This window comes from Dietzia timorensis, from assembly GCF_001659785.1.
GTDB classification, from domain to species: Bacteria; Actinomycetota; Actinomycetes; order Mycobacteriales; family Mycobacteriaceae; genus Dietzia; species Dietzia timorensis.
This window is the reverse complement of the sequence record NZ_CP015961.1, coordinates 2,603,512-2,620,844: the sequence shown is the minus strand read 5'-3', so window position 1 is coordinate 2,620,844 and position 17,333 is coordinate 2,603,512. Positions and strand designations below refer to the sequence as shown.

Here is a 17,333-nt window from a genome sequence, read left to right as displayed (position 1 = left end):
TCTGCATCACATTAGGATTTCGTTATCGCCGGTATGAGGCGATAGACGCCAATCACTGCGCCGGCCACCAGCGGGCGCCGTCACGCCCGAGGGGTAACCACGATGCACACCCACGAACCCACCTCCTACCAACCGGACTCCCCGCCACCGCAAAGGGAAGAAAATCCCAAGAAGGTCTCACTCGCCAGAGTGGCCGCCGCGAGCTCCATTGGTACCACGATCGAGTTCTATGATTTCTTTATCTATGGCACTGCGGCTGCCCTGGTATTTCCCCACGTATTCTTCGCCGACCAAGATCCGGCGACTGCGACCCTCGCTTCATTCGCGACCTTCGCAGTAGCGTTCTTCGCCCGTCCCGTCGGTGCGATTGTCTTCGGTCACTTCGGCGACAACATCGGCCGCAAACGCACTCTCGTGTGGACCCTTCTGATCATGGGAATCGCAACAGTATTCATCGGACTGCTCCCCGGGTATGACACCGGTGCATTCGGCCTATTCTCAGATGGCATCGGTATCTGGGCGCCGATATTGCTTGTGCTCTGCCGGTTCTTCCAGGGCTTCGCCGTAGGCGGCGAGTGGGCCGGGGCGACGCTGCTCACCGCGGAGTACGCTCCCAAGGGCCGTCGTGGGATGATGGGAATGTGGCCGCAGCTCGGCCCTGCCTTCGCCTTCTGCCTCTCCTCGGGAACTTTCCTCCTCTTCACCTTCGCCGCCTCGGGCGAGATGGATGCCGACAGCGCGTTTCTGCAGTACGGCTGGCGTATTCCGTTCATTCTGTCAGCAGCTCTCGTCGCGGTCGGGCTGTGGATCAGGCTCGCCGTCGAAGAAACCCCGGTATTCAAGACCGTCGAGATTCGTCAGACCACCGAGACCGTACGACGCCTGCCGTTCCTCGATGCGATCAGGCACCAGTGGAAAGAAATTCTCATCGCCGGCGGCGCTCTGGCCTCACTATTCTCGCTTTTCTACATGGGCACCTCTTTCCTCACCAGCTATGGCACAGCCAATCTCGGGCATTCGCGTGCATTCGTGCTCGCGATGGGCATGATCGGTTCGGTGTTGTTCGGCGCCGCAATCGTGGCCTCGGCGATGTGGTCCGACACAATCGGACGCCGCAAGGTGATCGGAGCATCCTGCGTGCTCGCCGTCCCCTGGACGCTGTGCCTGTTCCCTGTGCTCGACAGCGGTTCGCCGGTGGCTTTCGCGGCCGGCCTGTGGATCACCCTCATCATTTTCGGCATCGCCTACGGGCCAACAGGGGCTGCACTGCCAGAAATGTTCCAGGCGCGCTTCCGCTACACCGGGGCGGGTCTTGGATACAACCTCGCGGGAATCCTGGGCGGAGCAATCCCGCCCCTCATTGCCGCACAGCTCGTCGGAAGCGGGGACAGCTTCGGTGTTGGCATCATGCTTGCGGTGCTTTCGGGCATATCGGTGTTGTGCGTGGTCGCCATGCACGAGTCCTCGCGCAACGACATCAATGCCGGGGCGCAAGACGAGAGCGACGAGGAATCGGCCACGCTTGTCACCTAGTTGCGACCGACGCCGAGCGGGCCTTGCGGTGAGGGTGCTTGCTGCAAGGCGCGCGGGTGCGATCACGACGTGGCGAGCTTATCCAGTCCCAGAACTGCGCAGTTCGACTTTCCGGATCTTGCCCGTCGCGGTCTTGGGGAGCTCAGTGACGATGTGCACCTCCCGCGGGCGCTGCGCGCTCGACAGTCGTTGCGCGCCGAATTCGAGGATCGATTCGATGAGCTCGACCTCGGCCGGCGCACCGGTGCCGGGCACGATGACCGCCACGACCTGTTCGCCCCATTTATCGTCCGCCCGGCCGATCACCGCAACCTCCGCGATGTGCGGATGATCCGCGAGTATGCGCTCGACCTGAAGGGAAGACACGTTTTCCCCTCCGGACTTGACCACGTCCTTGACCCGGTCGGCGAACCACACCACGCCGCTCGAATCGATCCGGCCGAGGTCCCCGGAGTGCATGTATCCGCCGGCGAACGCCTCGGCGTTGGCGCCCGGGTTATTCCAATACCCCTCCATCACGGTCGGGCCGCGATAGGATAGCTCGCCATCGGTGTCCGCGCCGAGAACGTCGGGGCCGCCGGGCGTGGTAATGGCGTGGAACGTCGACGGGGACGGATGTCCCCAGGCGCCGGCCTTGTCCGGATAGTCCTCCGGCCACTGCAGCACCGTCGCCGGGGTGCACTCGCTCATGCCCGAACCGAGCACGATTTCCGCCTGCGGTATCGCCGCCGATAAGCGGGAATAGGCCTCTTCCGACATCGGCGCCATCGCGTACACGACATGGTCGAGGGAGGCGAGCGATGTCCCGGAGGACTCGGCCTCGGCGACGGCGGCCTCCAGCATCATCGGCAGCGCCAAGATCATGTTCGCCTCCACCTCGGCGATGGCCTCCACAAATGTCGCGGGGTCGAAACCGGGTAGGAGGCGAATCCTGCCGCCGACGCTGAGGTAGCTCATCAGGACCCCGTTGAGTCCCGCGGTGTGAAACAGCGGCAGCGCGAGTACCGTCGACGCCCCTTTCGCACCCCACGATCCGCCGAACAACACCGCGTTCGTCAGACCTGCGAATGACACCGCCAAATGGCTCGTGAGCACGCCCTTCGGTCGGGACGTCGTGCCGGAGGAATACAGGCACTGGACGATCTGTCGGTCGGTGATGATCGTGTCCAGCGCGCCGTCATCGGAGCTCAGCACATCCTCGCAACGATGCAGCTCGGCAGGAGAACCGTCGATCGGATCCAACGACTGCCCTGCGGGCAGATGGGTGACGACGACGTGGGTGATTGCCGGAGCGAAGGCCAGCCCCTGCGTGATCAGGGGAAGTAGCGACGCGTGCACCACGAGGACTCGGGTGCCGGAATCGGTGAGCGCGTGCAAGATGTTCTCCGCGCCGGCGAGAAGGTTGACCGGCAGCGCGACCATACCCGCCTTTGCCGCGGCGAAGTAGGTGGCCACGAACTCTCGCGAGTTCGTGGAGAAGATCGCCACCGGCTCGGTCTCCTCGATTCCCAGTGAAAGTAGACCGCGGGCGAAGCGGTTGGAGTTCGATTCCAGCTCGGCGTAGGTCCATGAGCCGTCGTCGTCGATCAGGGCGGTCCTGGGGCCGAAGGATTGCGCCCCGCGCGAGGGGATGTCGCCGACGCTGCAGCGCCGCGCGAGGGCGTGGGCGGACGGGTCGATGCCGGAAAGGTCGAGTTCCATGGCTACTCCGATGCTGTGGTGTGTATCACAACTCCAGTGTGCGGATGCATTGCGAGAAAAGCAAGCAATCATGATTGCTTTTTTCGCGGATAGGGTGCATGGTGGATTTCGTGACGGACAACGATGTGACCCACGGCATAAGGCAGAGCCCGGCCCCGCTGGACGGCGCGCTGGACACACTGGCCGCACTCGGTCGACAGCTCGACGAGCTCGTTGCGGCAGCGGGGGATGAAGGCTGGCATGCCGACACTCCCGCCGAGGGATGGGATGTGGCGACGCAAATCGCGCACCTCCACTGGACCGACCGGGCGTCGCTCGCGGCGATAGGGGACAAGGCGGAATTCGACGCGCTCGTCGAAGGTGCGATGGCCGACCCCGAGGGCTTCGTCGACTCAGGGGCCAGGGAGCTGGCGCTCCTGCCGCGCGACGAGCTCGTGGCAAAGTGGCGTGCGGGAAGGGATGAGCTGGTTGCTCGGCTCGAATCCCTCGATCCGGGAACGCAGATCGCCTGGTTCGGCCCACCTATGCGGCCGAAGTCGATGGCCGTGGCGCGCATCATGGAGACCTTCGCCCACGGATACGACGTCGCCGACGGTCTCGCCGAGGTACCGCCGGGCGCCCCGGTGGCGAGCCGCGCCCCGGGCTTCAAGGGAACCCCGGCAGAGATCGCCGCGCTGGCTCTCGTCGCCCGCATCGGGTACCGCACGCGGAACTTCTCCTATCAGATGAACGGCGAGGAACCGCCCGTCTCGGATCTCGGTCTCACCCTCGCCGCACCGGATGGCGGCACGGTGACTTTCGGCCCCGAGGACGCGGAGCAGACCGTCACCGGCTCACTGCGCGACTTCTGCCTCCGCGTCACCCAGCGCATCGCCTTACGCGACACCGATCTCGTCGCAACCGGAGCCGACGCCCGCCGCTGGCTCGACATCACTCAAGCGTTCGCCGGGATGCCCGGCAAAGGAAGGGACTGATCATGTCCACCGGCACAAGGCCCGTGCGCATCGGCAACTGTTCGGGGTTCTACGGGGACCGCTTCGCCGCGATGGAGGAAATGCTGAGCGGCGGTGACCTCGACGTCATCACCGGCGACTACCTCGCCGAACTCACCATGCTCATCCTCGGCAAGGACACCCTCCGCGACCCCGATCTCGGATACGCGAGGACATTCCTCCGCCAGCTCGACGACTGCCTGGCCCTCGCGCTCGACAAGGGTGTTCGCATCGTCGCCAACGCCGGCGGGCTCAACCCGCACGGTCTCGCCGCCAAGGTTCGCGAGCTCGCCGCGGCCCAGGGGCTCGACGCTCCCGTTGCGGTCGTCGACGGCGACAACCTCATCGAGCGCAGAGACGAGCTCGGCGTGCCGGGTGCGATGACCGCGAACGCCTACCTCGGTGGGTTCGGAATCGCGCGCGCCCTGGAGGAAGGCGCCGCCGTCGTCATCACCGGACGCGTCACCGACGCCTCACTCACCGTCGGACCCGCTGCATGGTGGCACGGGTGGGGGCCGGAACGCCTCGACGAGATAGCCGGGGCGATGGCCGCCGGGCACGTCATCGAATGTGGCACGCAGGCCACCGGCGGCAATTACGCATTCTTCGATGACGGCGAGGTAGGCGACCTCCTGTGGCCGGGCTTTCCGCTGGCGGAGGTCGCGGAAAACGGCGATGCGGTGATCGCCAAGCATCCGGGAACCGGCGGCGCTGTGACGGTGGGAACCGTCTCGGCGCAACTGCTCTACGAGGTCGCCTCGCCCAGCTATTTCGGCCCCGACGCCACTTTGCGGCTCGATACGATCGACCTGTTCCAGGAGGGCCGTGACCGGGTGCTCATCTCCGGGTGCCGAGGCGATGCGCCTCCCGAGACGTACAAGGTCGCCACGACTACGGTCGGCGGATGGCGCAACGAGATGACCTTCCTGCTCACCGGCCTCGATATCGAGGCCAAGGCGGCGCTCGTCGAAACACAGCTTCGCGCGCGGCTCGACCCGGCGCCGGAGCACCTGGAATTTCGTCTCGCCCGCACCGATCATCCCGACGCAGACACCGAAGCGGCGGCCTCGGCGCAACTCACTGTCGTCGCACGAGACAAAGACGCCGCTAGTGTCGGCAAACCCTTCTCGGCCGCAGCGGTCGAGCTCGCGCTCGCCAGCTACCCCGGTGCAACGCCCACCGCGCCTCCCGGCAAGGGCGGCCCGTTCGGCGTCTACGAACCCAAATTCATCGACGTCACCACCGTCGAACACCGCCTCACGCTGCCCGGCGGCGAAGAGATCGTCATCGATCCGTCGCCCCTGGCGGGCGAACCATCGCGGGTAGACGAGACAAAGGTCGAGCAGGAAGGCTCCGGCGGAGTTGTGCCCGAGGTGGGCGGCGGCAGTGTCCGCGCCCCGCTCGGCCGGGTAGCTGCCGCGCGGTCTGGGGACAAGGGCGGCGACGCCAACATCGGCGTGTGGGTGCGCACCGACGAGCAATGGCAGTGGCTGCGCACCGCCCTCACTACCGAGGTGCTGCGCGAGCTGCTCCCCGAGGCCCGTGAACTCGATATCGAGCGCCACGAGCTGCCGAACCTGCGGGCGCTGAATTTCGTGGTCCACGGCATCCTCGGACGCGGCGTCGCCGAGGGCTTTCGCTTCGACCCCCAGGCAAAGGGCCTCGCCGAGTGGCTGCGCTCGCGCGTCGTCACCATTCCCGCGCACCTCCTTCCCGCCGGATACGATCCCCGAGATGACGGGGTGAGCGCGAAATGAGCACCACCGACTACTGGACCTCTGACCACGTCCGCGACCTCGCCGAGATGGTCACCGGATTCGCGCAGCGCGAGATCCTCCCGAACCAGGACGCATGGGAGCGCGACGGCCGGCTGCCACGGGAACTTCACCGCAAGGCCGGCACCCTCGGGCTGCTCGGCGCGAGCTTCCCGCACGACGTGGGCGGCGAGGGCGGGGATATGCGCGACTCCGTCGTCATCTGCGAGGCGTTGCATACCGCCGGGGTCTCCGGCGGGGTGTTCGCGTCCCTGTTCACGTGCGGCATCGCGCTGCCGCACATGGCGCAGGCGGGCTCGCCTGCACATATCGAGCGCTGGGTCCGGCCCACGCTGGCGGGGGACAAGATCGGGTCGCTGGCCATCACCGAACCCGGTGGCGGATCTGACGTCGGACACCTGCGCACTCGGGCCGTCCGCGATGGTGACCACTTCGTCATCGACGGCGCGAAGACGTTCATCACGTCGGCGCCCCGCGCGGACTTCCTCGTCGTCGCGGCACGCACCGGAGGCGAGGAATTGCGCGGCGCGGCCGGACTCAGCCTCGTCGTAGTCGAGCGCGATACCCCGGGACTACACGTGTCCGAACCGCTGGCGAAGATGGGGTGGCGCGCCTCGGATACAGGCGAAATCTCCTTCGACGGATGTAGAGTCCCCGCCGAGAATCTCATCGGCGAGGCCAATTCCGGCTTCGCCCACATCGCCGGCGCCTTCGTCACCGAACGCATCGCGCTCGCCGCGCAGGGGTACTCGCACGCCCAGCGTTGCCTCGACATCACGCTCGACTGGGCGCGCACGCGAGAGACGTTCGGTGCCGCGCTCATCACCCGCCCCCAGATCCAGGACAGTCTCGCCGAGATGCACCGCCGGATCGAGGTCGCGCGGACCTACACCCGGCACGTCGCCGATCTCTATGTCTCCGGACACGACGCCATCGCCGAGGTGTGCCACGCGAAAAATACCGCCGTGGAATGCGCCGAATGGGTCGCGAACAAGGCGCTTCAATTGCACGGAGGCCTCGGTTTCATGGAAGACACCGAGGTCAACCGCCAGTACCGCGATGTTCGCCTGCTCGGTATCGGCGGAGGCACTACCGAAATCCTCACCACGCTCGCAGCCCGCAGATTGGGGTTTGACCGATGACCATATTGAAATCGAACGTCGACACCGGCGCCGAGGAATTCCGCGCCGCCCGTGAGGTCATGCTCACCCGCTGGGACGAGATCGCCGCCGAACACGCCAAGGCACTCGAGGGCGGCGGCGAGGCGAAACTCGCCAGGCACCGCAGCCGCGGAAAACTCACCGCGCGCGAACGCATCGACTCGATTCTCGACGTCGGCTCCCCGTTCCTCGAAGTCGGCGCGCTCGCCGGGTGGGGGTCGGACTTTCACGTCGGCGGTTCGGTGATCGCGGGCATCGGCACCGTCTCCGGCGTCGAATGCCTACTCGTCGCCAACGACCCGACGATCCGTGGCGGCACCTCGAACCCGTGGACGCTGCGCAAGACGCTGCACTGCAATCACATCGCCGAACGCAACAACCTGCCGGTGATCAGCCTCGTCGAATCCGGCGGCGCCGACCTGCAGACACAGAAGGAGGTGTTCATCCCCGGCGGGCAGATCTTCCGTGACCTCACCCGCCTGTCGAAGAAGGGGATACCCACGATCGCCGTGGTCTACGGCAACTCCACAGCGGGCGGTGCCTACATCCCGGGAATGAGCGACCACACCGTCCTCATCGACGGCCAGTCCAAGGTGTTTCTCGCCGGTCCTCCGCTGGTCAAGGCCGCCACGGGAGAGATCGCCGACGACGAGACACTCGGCGGCGCCGGCCTCCACGCGCGCGAATCGGGGCTCGGCGACTACCTCGCGGCCGACGAGCTCGACGCCGCGCGCATCGCGCGCGGCATCGTCCGCCGGCTCGGCCACTCCAAGCAGGGCCCGGCGCCCCGGCCGGCATTCGACGAGCCGCTCTACGACCCCGAGGAGCTGCTCGGCATCGTCGGCGAGGACCTCAAGGTTCCCGTCGATCCGCGCGACGTCATCGCCCGCGTCGTCGACGGTTCCGACTTCGATGAATTCAAACCCCTCTACGGTTCCTCGCTGGTCACCGGTTGGGCCGAGATTCACGGATATCCGGTCGGGATTCTCGCCAATGCACGCGGCATCCTGTTCTCCGAGGAGGCGCAGAAGGCGACGCAGTTCATCGAGCTCGCCAACCGCTACGACCGCCCGCTCATCTTCATGCACAACACCACCGGCTACATGGTCGGCTCCGAATACGAGCGCGGCGGGATGATCAAGCACGGTTCGATGATGATCAACGCCGTCGCCAACTCCGAGGTGCCCCACATCTCGCTCATCACCGCGGCGTCGTACGGCGCCGGCAATTACGGCATGTGCGGCCGGGCATTCGACCCGAGATTCCTGTTCACCTGGCCGAGTGCGAAGTGCGCCGTCATGGGTTCGGAGCAATTGGCGGACGTCGTGACCACGGTCGCCTCCGGCGCCGCGGCCTCGCGGGGAACGCCGATCAGCGAGTCGGACCTCGCCGCGATGCGCGACTTCGCGGTGGCCCAGGTCGAGGAGCAATCGACCCCGTTGTTCCTGTCGGGATTGCTGTATGACGACGGAGTGATCGACCCCAGGGACACCCGCGCAGTCCTGGCCCTGAGCCTGTCCGCGATCCACACCGCGCCCGTAGAGGGCACGGATTCCTTCGGCGTTTTCCGGATGTGAGGCGAGCATGATTTCGACGACCACCAACAACACGCACGCGCATGATTTCGAGCGTGTCCTCATCGCCAATCGCGGCGAGATCGCCCGCCGCATCATCACCACCGCCCGCGAGATGGGTCTGGGCACGGTGGCTGTATTCACCGCCGCCGACGCCGCCTCCCCACACGCCACCGAGGCCGACCTCGCGGTTGAGCTCACCGGCGACACGCTCGCCGACACCTACCTCTCGGCCGAGGCGCTCATCGACGCCGCCCGCGCGTCGGGAGCGGACGCGGTCCACCCGGGCTACGGCTTCTTGTCCGAGAACGCCGACTTCGCCCGGGCCGTCATCGGCGCAGGTCTCACGTGGATCGGGCCGGACCCGGACGCGATCATCGCGATGGGCTCGAAAATCTCGGCGAAGGAACTCATGGGAGAGGCCGGGGTGCCGCTGCTCACCGACCTCGACCCGGCTACCGTCACCGACGCGGAATTCCCCGTCCTCATCAAGGCCTCCGCCGGCGGAGGCGGGCGCGGAATGCGCGTGGCCCGCACACGCTCCGAGCTCGACGCCCAGGTAGCCGAAGCCAAACGTGAGGCGAAGAGCGCTTTCGGCGACGACGCCGTGTTCTGCGAGCGCTACCTCGAGACCGGCCACCACGTCGAGGTGCAGATCATGGCCGATCGGAACGGCACCGTGTGGGCGGTGGGTGAGCGCGAGTGCTCGATCCAGCGTCGCCACCAGAAGATCATCGAGGAATCACCGTCCCCGCTCGTCGAGCGACTCCCGCACGTGCGCGATGCGCTGTTCGAGGCGGCCCGGGCGGCGGCGAGCGCGATCGGGTACATCGGCGCGGGGACGGTCGAATTCCTCGCCACCGACGACGGCGAGTTCTTCTTCCTCGAGGTCAACACCCGACTCCAGGTCGAACATCCCGTCACCGAGGCGACGAGCGGATTGGATCTCGTGCGGTTGCAGTTCGAGATAGCCGCCGGCGCCCCGCTGCCCGCGGACGAGCCGCCGCGCTCGGCGGGACACGCCATCGAGGCACGGCTCTACGCCGAGGTCCCCGCCGCCGACTATCGACCTGCGGCGGGCACGCTGCATGCCCTCGAGTTGCCGGGCCGGGCGCACCGCTTCCGCAGCCCCCACGGCGAGCGGGCGTACGTGCGCATCGACTCCGCGGCCGGCGAGGGGCCGCTCGAAGTCGGTACCGACTACGACCCGATGATCGCGAAGATCATCACCTTTGCCCCCACGCGCGCCGACGCCGTCCGCGCGCTCGCCGCGCAGATCCGAGGTGCCCGGATTCACGGCATCGACACGAACCGCGACCAGCTCGTGCGGATCCTCGACCACCCGGATTTCGCCGAGGGCACCGCGTCCACCGCGTTCCTCGGAGAAGCCGGCGAGGAGGTCCTCGCGCCCGTGGTCGCAGGGGAAGAGCTGGGCCGATGCGCGGTCGCCGCCGCGCTCGCCATCGAGGCCGGCGAGTCCCGCGCGACGTCCGCCGTCATCGCAGCCCATCCCTCGCTGCGCGGATTCCGCAATGTCGGTGCCGCCGAGCGGGCCACCGAGCTCGTGCCCGCGACCGGCGCGGAAGCCCCGGCGGTGCGTGCCGTGCTCACGGCCCGCCGCGCGGGCGCCGAGCCCGAATTCGCCCGGACCGTCGCCGCCAGATCCACCCATGACGCCGGAGGCCCTGCGCGCCCCTGGAGTATCGCGCTCGCCTCGGGGCAGGCCACCGCCGGAGAGGACGAGCTCGTGGCAGGAGCGCTCGCCGCGGTCCTCGGAACCGTCGAGGCACCGGCCGGCGCGGGCGGGACGGAGGCGGAGATCCTCGTGCGCAGCGCCGGACTCGACGGTCGCTACGTCGTCACCGTGCGCGGCGGACAGATCGACGTCGACGGCCCCTCCGGCGCCACCCGGTTCGCGCTCACTCCCCGCCATCCGGATCCCAACGCCGCCGCGAGCGCCGGATCCCTCCTCGCGCCCATGCCCGGCAGCATCATCGGAGTCGACGTTGCCGAGGGCGACGCCGTCACCGCAGGCCAGCAGCTGCTCAGGCTCGAGGCGATGAAGATGGAGCACACCGTCACCGCGCCCGAGGACGGTATTGTCTCCGAACTTCCCGTGTCCGTGGGCGACAAGGTCGACGCCGGGCAGACTCTCGTCGTTATCGACGCGGGAGGCGACCAGGACAGCGACGCAGACAGCGACCGCGGCCGCAGTGCCGCCGGCGAATCGGACCACTAGGCGCGCTTCGCGCCTCCGCCGTCAGAGACGAAGAAAATGATTGGAAACCCATGACCACCAAGGCAACTACCGCCGCCGATATCGCCAACCCGATTGTCGACACCGACGAGCAGGCGCAGCTGCGCGAGCTCGCCCGCGACGTGGGCCGCAAATACGGATTCGAGTACGTCGCGAACGCGTCGAAAACGGGCGCAAAAACCACGGAACTGTGGAACGAGATCGCGGAGCTCGGGCTCGTCGGGCTCAATCTGCCGACCGAATACGGCGGCGGGGGAGCGGGACTCACCGAGTTGTGCATCGCGCAGGAGGAGCTGTCCGCGGCGGGCGCCGGCGTGCTCATGCTCGTCGTCTCGCCGGCAATCAACGGCTCGATCATCGCGCAATACGGCACCGAGGAACAGAAGCAACGGTACCTACCGGGCATCGCCTCGGGAGAGAAGATCGCCGCGTTCGCGATCACCGAGCCCGACGCCGGTTCGAATTCCCACGCCATCACCACGACGGCCACCTCGGACGGGGACGGCTACATCATCCGCGGACAGAAGACCTATATTTCGGGCGTGGACCAGGCGGATTGGGTGCTCGTCGTCGCGCGCCTGTCGGACGCGAGGACCGGGAACCTGCAGCCCGCGCTGTTCATGGTGCCCACCGACACCCCTGGCCTGCAGGCGACGGAAATCGAGATGGAGGTGCGCCTGCCCGAGCAGCAGTTTCAGCTGTTCTTCGACGACATGCGAGTGCCCGCCGACGCGCTCATCGGCGACGGCGACACCGCGCTCACGATGCTCTTCGCGGGGCTCAATCCGGAGCGGGTCATCGCGTCGGCGATGGCGCTCGGCAATGCGCGCTACGCGATCGGCAAGGCCGTCGACTACGCGAAGGAACGGCAGGTGTGGGGCAAGCCAATCGGCGCGCACCAGGGGCTCGCGCACCCCCTCGCGCAGTGCCAGATCGAGCTCGAGCTCGCGCGGCTGATGATGCGCAAGGCCGCCGCGCTAGTCGACGCAGGCCGCGACGCCGAGGCGGGCGAGGCCGCGAACATGGCGAAGTACGCCTCCGGTGAGATCTCGGCGAAGGCCGTCGACCAGGCAATCCAGACGCTCGGCGGAAACGGTCTGAGCACCGAGTACGGTCTCGCCGGGATGCTCGCGGCCTCGCGCCTGCCCCGGGTGGCTCCGGTAAGTCGGGAAATGATCCTCAACTTCGTCGCCCAACACAGCCTCGGCCTGCCGCGCAGCTACTGACGCGCGACCGAAAGTCCAAGGCACGAGATCAAGGAGGCACGACCATGGCAGATAGCGACTCCGACGTCAGAGGCGGGGTGGGCGAGGGCGAGACGAGATTCGCCGACGCGGTGCGCTACCGGCGCGAGGGCATCACGGCACACATCACGCTCGATACGCCGGCCAACCGCAACGCGCTGTCGACGCCCCTCGTGACCGGGCTCCGCGAGGCTTTCGCGGCCGCAGCGGCCGACCCCGGCGCGCGCGTGGTGCTGCTCGGCCACACCGGCGGCACGTTCTGCGCGGGCGCGGATCTGTCCGAGGCGAGCGCGTCCCCCGAGGACCCGGGAGAGGCGGTCGCCGAGCGGACCCGCGTCTTCCTCGATCTGTTGCGGGTAATCCTGACGTCGGACGAGCCCGTTATCGCGGTCGTCGATGGCCACGCCCGTGCCGGCGGGGTGGGTCTCGTGGCGGCCTGCGACTTCGCGGTCGCCACGTCCCGCGCGACCTTCGGAGTCACCGAGGTCCGCCTCGGCCTCGCCCCGGCGATGATCTCGCTGCCACTGCGCCACCGGATGGCACCGCGGGACCTACTGCGCCACATGCTCACCGGAGAGAAGTTCGGCCCGGGCGAGGCTCTCGCATCCGGATTGCTGTCGCACGTCGCCGACGGGGATTCGGACGAACGCGCCGAGTCCGAGCCGTCCGACGGCATCGGTGCGCTCACCGCGGGCATAGTAGGGTCCTTGCGGAAGAGTTCGCCGGCGGGAGTGTCGGCGACGAAGAAGCTGGCGGTCGCCCCGCTGCTCGCCGAACTGGACGCCGAGGGGGCGCACGTGGCGCAGGTGTCGGCCGAGATGTTTCTCGGCGCCGACGCCGCGGAGGGGATGACCGCCTTCCTCGAAAGGCGGGATCCATCGTGGGCGGTCGAATAGTAGCCCCCGCGGCCTCGCGGCCGGGACGGTCGCCGAAGCAGGACCGCAGCAAGCGCACCCGCGACAAGCTGCTCGAGGCCACGATCGACATGCTCGCCCACCATGGCTGGCCCGTGACGACGGTCGGCGCGGTCGCCGAGCGGGCCGGGGTCTCCCGCGGCGCCGCCCAACACCACTTTCCGACGCGCGAGGACCTGATGATCGCGGCGCTGGAATACATGGTGCGCGAGCGCAGCAGCCAGCTCGACGCCTCTTTCGGAGGCGCGAGACCGAGCACCGAGCCGGAGCGCACCCAGTTCGTCGTCCACCACATCACCGAGCACTACACCGGGGACCTGTTCAAGGCGGCTCTACAGGTGTGGACGGCCGCGACCGCGGACCAGGCGCTGCGCGAACGCATCGTCCCGCTCGAGGCAGAGCTGTCCCGCCACCTCTACGACCTGGCCGTAACCCATCTCGGAGCCGATACCTCAGACCGTCGTACACGACGCCTCATCCGCGCGACGCTCGACTTCGCGCGAGGGCTCGGGCTCGCCGAAGCGCTCATCGATGACTCGGAACGAAGGGCCGGGATGCTCGACTCCTGGGCCGCGGAACTGGCCACGATCAAGCGCGTAAACTGAGCACGTACCGAACACTCCCGGACGCCCGGCGCCGGGGAAGGCGCGAGCGATTGCCCAGGTAGCGAGGTTCACACGGGGCTGCTTTTGACCTGTGAACTGCGCTTTGATTACTCTTTTAGATCGTGCTCGCAATATGCGAGCGGGACTACCCGGATACCTAGTAGGCCAGCGAGAGCGGCTGAGTCGTTCCAGCATGCGCACCGAAGGCGCCTGACGGGAGCGCGAGGAGTAGTTCCGCGAACAGACATTGTGCCAAATCCTCGCGAGGGGTGAGCGTCGCCGGTACCGGCGCGCGTCCGCCTGTCGCATAGCAGAAAGTCGGTTTATGCCAACTATTAACCAGCTGGTCCGCAAGGGCCGCTCTAGCAAGTCCGCGAAGACGTCGACGGCGGCCCTCAAGGGCAGCCCGCAGCGTCGCGGCGTGTGCACCCGCGTGTACACGACCACTCCGAAGAAGCCGAACTCCGCACTTCGTAAGGTCGCCCGCGTGCGCCTCACGAGCGGTATCGAGGTCTCGGCCTACATCCCCGGCGAAGGCCACAACCTTCAGGAGCACTCCATGGTGCTCGTGCGCGGCGGTCGTGTGAAGGACCTCCCGGGTGTCCGTTACAAGATCATCCGTGGCTCCCTGGATACCCAGGGCGTCAAGGATCGCAAGCAGGCTCGCAGCCGCTACGGCGCAAAGAAGGAGAAGTAATGCCTCGTAAGGGTCCCGCCCCCAAGCGCCAGCTCATCAACGATCCGGTCTACGGTTCGCCGCTGGTGACGCAGCTCGTCAACAAGATCCTCCTCGACGGCAAGAAGACCACCGCCGAGCGCATCGTCTACTCGGCGCTCGAGCAGTGCCGCGAGAAGACCGGAACCGACCCGGTCATCACGCTCAAGAAGGGGCTCGACAACGTTCGCCCCGCGCTTGAGGTCCGCAGCCGCCGCGTCGGTGGCGCGACCTACCAGGTCCCGGTCGAGGTTCGCCCGGGCCGCTCCACCACGCTGGCGATGCGCTGGCTGGTGACCTTCTCGCGCCAGCGTCGTGAGAAGACGATGGTCGAGCGTCTCGCCAACGAGATCCTCGACGCCTCGAACGGCCTCGGTGCCGCGGTCAAGCGCCGCGAGGACACCCACAAGATGGCCGAGGCCAACCGCGCCTTCGCGCACTACCGCTGGTGATATTCCAGTGATGCACCCGGGCCGATCACTTTCCTGCCGCCGGCGCTTCGCCGCGCGGGAGAAGTGACCGGCCCGAGTGGTGCCCGGGGAGGGCACAATAAACTTCTGGCTCCGATGCTGCACATCGCCGAGCCGGGCAGTAGTCTGAATGGTCGGAGGATTTACATCTTCTGCCGTCTACAGGCGCAAGCTAAAAAATAAACGGCAACTGCTAATCAGGAGGCCATGGACGCGTTAACCACGTGGACGGCCTCAAACGACCAGACACGATCGGGGTAATTCCGTGGCACAGGACGTGCTGACCGACCTGAACAAGGTCCGCAACATCGGCATCATGGCGCACATCGACGCCGGTAAGACGACGACCACCGAGCGAATTCTGTACTACACGGGCGTCAACCGGAAGATCGGCGAGACCCACGATGGCGCGTCGACCACCGACTGGATGGAGCAGGAGAAGGAGCGCGGCATCACCATCACCTCCGCCGCGGTGACCTGCTTCTGGAATGACCATCAGGTCAACATCATCGACACCCCCGGCCACGTCGACTTCACGGTCGAGGTCGAGCGTTCGCTCCGCGTCCTCGACGGCGCAGTCGCGGTCTTCGACGGCAAGGAAGGCGTCGAGCCGCAGTCCGAGCAGGTCTGGCGTCAGGCCGAGAAGTACGACGTTCCGCGTATCTGCTTCGTCAACAAGATGGACAAGCTCGGCGCGGACTTCTACTACACGGTGCAGACCATCGTCGACCGCCTCGGCGCGAAGCCGTTGGTCATGCAGCTGCCGATCGGTGCCGAGGACGATTTCGACGGCGTCGTCGACTTGCTCACGATGAAGGCCATCACGTGGCGTGGCAAGGTCGAGATCGGCGCGGAGCCGACCTACGAAGAGATCCCCGAGGATCTCAAGGAGAAGGCCGAGCAGTACCGCGAGCAGCTCATCGAGGCCGTTGCCGAGTCCGATGACGAGCTCATGGAGAAGTACTTCGGCGGCGAGGAGCTCTCCCTCGACGAGATCAAGGCTGCAATCCGCAAGCTCACGATCAACTCGGAGATCTACCCGGTTCTCTGTGGCACCGCCTACAAGAACAAGGGCATTCAGCCCATGCTCGACGCCGTCATCGACTACCTCCCGACCCCGCTCGATGTGGGCGAGGTCCACGGACACAAGGTCGGCGACGAAGAGGTCGAGATGACGCGTAAGCCCTCGAAGGAAGAGCCGTTCTCGGCCCTCGCCTTCAAGGTTGCCTCGCACCCGTTCTTCGGCAACCTCATCTACGCGCGTGTCTACTCCGGTCGGGTTACCCCGAGCACCCAGGTACAGAACTCGACCAAGGGGAAGAAGGAGCGCATCGGCAAGCTCTTCCAGATGCACGCCAACAAGGAGAACCCGGTCGAAGAGGCCGTGGCCGGCAACATCTACGCCTTCATCGGTCTCAAGGACGTCACCACAGGTGACACCCTGTGTGACATCAACGACCAGATCGTCCTCGAGTCGATGAGCTTCCCGGATCCGGTTATCCACGTGTCCATCGAGCCGAAGACGAAGGCCGACCAGGAGAAGCTGTCGACCGCGATCCAGCGTCTCGTCGACGAGGACCCGACCTTCACCGTTCGCCTCGACGAGGAGACCGGCCAGACCGTCATCGGCGGCATGGGCGAGCTTCACCTCGACGTCTTCGTCGACCGCATGAAGCGCGAGTTCAAGGTCGAGGCCAACGTCGGCATGCCGCAGGTCGCCTACCGCGAAACGCTCAAGGGCGTCGTCGAGAAGTACGACTACACCCACAAGAAGCAGACCGGTGGTTCGGGTCAGTTCGCCAAGGTCCAGATTCGCCTCGAGCCCCTCGAGGACGAGAAGATCGAAGAGGGCGAGACCTACGAATTCGAGGACAAGGTCACCGGTGGCCGCGTGCCGAAGGAATACATTCCCTCGGTCAACGCCGGTATCCAGGACTCGATGCAGTACGGCATCCTCGCCGGCTACCCGATGGTCAACGTCAAGGCGACGCTCCTCGACGGTCAGTACCACGAGGTCGACTCCTCGGAGATGGCCTTCAAGGTTGCCGGTTCCATGGCGTTCAAGGAAGCGGCTCGGATGGCGAAGCCCGTCATCCTCGAGCCGATGATGTCCGTTGAGGTGACGACCCCCGAGGATTACATGGGTGACGTCATCGGCGACATCAACTCCCGCCGCGGCCAGGTCCAGTCGATGGAGGAGCGCACCGGCGCCCGCGTCGTCAAGGCCTATGTGCCGCTTTCCGAAATGTTCGGCTACGTCGGTGACCTCCGGTCCCGTACGCAGGGCCGAGCCAACTACTCGATGGTCTTCGGACACTACGCAGAGGTTCCGGCTTCTGTGTCCAAGGAGATCATCGCCAAGGCGACCGGGGAATAGTCCGGTAGGGGTGTGT

At 66.7% G+C, this 17,333-nt stretch carries 13 protein-coding genes; 12 read left to right on the top strand and 1 reads right to left on the bottom strand.

Annotation, left to right across the window (positions count from 1 at the left end; translation table 11 throughout):
• The first annotated feature begins 102 nt into the window (after window positions 1-102).
• Entirely contained in the window at window positions 103-1,533 is a 1,431-nt protein-coding gene (locus BJL86_RS12140) for an MFS transporter (protein WP_082908398.1), read from the top strand.
• A 78-nt stretch (window positions 1,534-1,611) separates the two neighbouring features.
• Here BJL86_RS12140 and BJL86_RS12135 read toward each other — a convergent pair whose 3' ends face one another.
• Window positions 1,612-3,234, bottom strand: coding sequence for a class I adenylate-forming enzyme family protein (locus BJL86_RS12135; RefSeq protein ID WP_067472813.1), 1,623 nt, complete (start codon window positions 3,232-3,234; stop codon window positions 1,612-1,614).
• A 110-nt stretch (window positions 3,235-3,344) separates the two neighbouring features.
• Here BJL86_RS12135 and BJL86_RS12130 point away from each other — a divergent pair, with 110 nt between their 5' ends.
• The 11 genes from BJL86_RS12130 (at window position 3,345) to fusA (ending at window position 17,317) form a co-directional block, all read left to right on the top strand.
• The gene (locus tag BJL86_RS12130) at window positions 3,345-4,208 is read left to right on the top strand and encodes a TIGR03084 family metal-binding protein (protein WP_231887154.1); all 864 of its coding nucleotides are present in this window, start codon (window positions 3,345-3,347) and stop codon (window positions 4,206-4,208) included.
• Window positions 4,209-4,210: 2 nt separating this feature from the next.
• Complete coding sequence (locus tag BJL86_RS12125) at window positions 4,211-5,983, top strand: acyclic terpene utilization AtuA family protein (protein WP_067472809.1); 1,773 nt, start codon at window positions 4,211-4,213, stop codon at window positions 5,981-5,983.
• Window positions 5,980-7,143: an acyl-CoA dehydrogenase family protein gene (locus BJL86_RS12120; protein WP_067472806.1), complete on the top strand. Its 1,164-nt coding sequence runs from the start codon at window positions 5,980-5,982 to the stop codon at window positions 7,141-7,143. The genes BJL86_RS12125 and BJL86_RS12120 overlap by 4 nt, the downstream gene beginning before the upstream one ends.
• Window positions 7,140-8,738, top strand: coding sequence for an acyl-CoA carboxylase subunit beta (locus BJL86_RS12115; protein WP_067472803.1), 1,599 nt, complete (start codon window positions 7,140-7,142; stop codon window positions 8,736-8,738). Before BJL86_RS12120 ends, BJL86_RS12115 begins: the two co-directional genes overlap by 4 nt.
• A gap of 7 nt (window positions 8,739-8,745) precedes the next feature.
• Window positions 8,746-10,974, top strand: a complete 2,229-nt coding sequence (locus tag BJL86_RS12110) for an acetyl/propionyl/methylcrotonyl-CoA carboxylase subunit alpha (RefSeq protein ID WP_075844993.1) — start codon at window positions 8,746-8,748, stop codon at window positions 10,972-10,974.
• 50 nt (window positions 10,975-11,024) lie between these two features.
• On the top strand, window positions 11,025-12,218 hold the full coding sequence (locus BJL86_RS12105; RefSeq protein WP_067478288.1) for an acyl-CoA dehydrogenase family protein: 1,194 nt from the start codon (window positions 11,025-11,027) through the stop codon (window positions 12,216-12,218).
• 44 nt (window positions 12,219-12,262) lie between these two features.
• Window positions 12,263-13,132 (top strand): enoyl-CoA hydratase family protein, encoded by an 870-nt coding sequence (locus BJL86_RS12100; RefSeq protein ID WP_083657642.1) that lies wholly within the window; start codon window positions 12,263-12,265, stop codon window positions 13,130-13,132.
• A complete protein-coding gene (locus BJL86_RS12095; RefSeq protein ID WP_231887250.1) occupies window positions 13,117-13,755 on the top strand; it encodes a TetR/AcrR family transcriptional regulator in 639 nt (212 codons plus the stop codon). The genes BJL86_RS12100 and BJL86_RS12095 overlap by 16 nt, the downstream gene beginning before the upstream one ends.
• A 325-nt stretch (window positions 13,756-14,080) precedes the next feature.
• On the top strand, window positions 14,081-14,452 hold the full coding sequence (rpsL, locus tag BJL86_RS12090; RefSeq protein ID WP_067475782.1) for a 30S ribosomal protein S12: 372 nt from the start codon (window positions 14,081-14,083) through the stop codon (window positions 14,450-14,452).
• A complete protein-coding gene (gene rpsG / locus BJL86_RS12085) occupies window positions 14,452-14,922 on the top strand; it encodes a 30S ribosomal protein S7 (protein ID WP_067475785.1) in 471 nt (156 codons plus the stop codon). Before rpsL ends, rpsG begins: the two co-directional genes overlap by 1 nt.
• 283 nt (window positions 14,923-15,205) lie before the next feature.
• Window positions 15,206-17,317: an elongation factor G gene (gene fusA, locus BJL86_RS12080; RefSeq protein ID WP_067475787.1), complete on the top strand. Its 2,112-nt coding sequence runs from the start codon at window positions 15,206-15,208 to the stop codon at window positions 17,315-17,317.
• Window positions 17,318-17,333 lie beyond the last annotated feature (16 nt).

Coding starts and splice junctions, on each gene's coding strand:
- BJL86_RS12140 (WP_082908398.1), top strand. CDS start 103: ATGCACACCCACGAACCCACCTCCTACCAACCGGACTCCCCGCCACCG.
- BJL86_RS12135 (WP_067472813.1), bottom strand. CDS start 3,234: ATGGAACTCGACCTTTCCGGCATCGACCCGTCCGCCCACGCCCTCGCG.
- BJL86_RS12125 (WP_067472809.1), top strand. CDS start 4,211: ATGTCCACCGGCACAAGGCCCGTGCGCATCGGCAACTGTTCGGGGTTC.
- BJL86_RS12120 (WP_067472806.1), top strand. CDS start 5,980: ATGAGCACCACCGACTACTGGACCTCTGACCACGTCCGCGACCTCGCC.
- BJL86_RS12115 (WP_067472803.1), top strand. CDS start 7,140: ATGACCATATTGAAATCGAACGTCGACACCGGCGCCGAGGAATTCCGC.
- BJL86_RS12110 (WP_075844993.1), top strand. CDS start 8,746: ATGATTTCGACGACCACCAACAACACGCACGCGCATGATTTCGAGCGT.
- BJL86_RS12105 (WP_067478288.1), top strand. CDS start 11,025: ATGACCACCAAGGCAACTACCGCCGCCGATATCGCCAACCCGATTGTC.
- BJL86_RS12100 (WP_083657642.1), top strand. CDS start 12,263: ATGGCAGATAGCGACTCCGACGTCAGAGGCGGGGTGGGCGAGGGCGAG.
- rpsL (WP_067475782.1), top strand. CDS start 14,081: ATGCCAACTATTAACCAGCTGGTCCGCAAGGGCCGCTCTAGCAAGTCC.
- rpsG (WP_067475785.1), top strand. CDS start 14,452: ATGCCTCGTAAGGGTCCCGCCCCCAAGCGCCAGCTCATCAACGATCCG.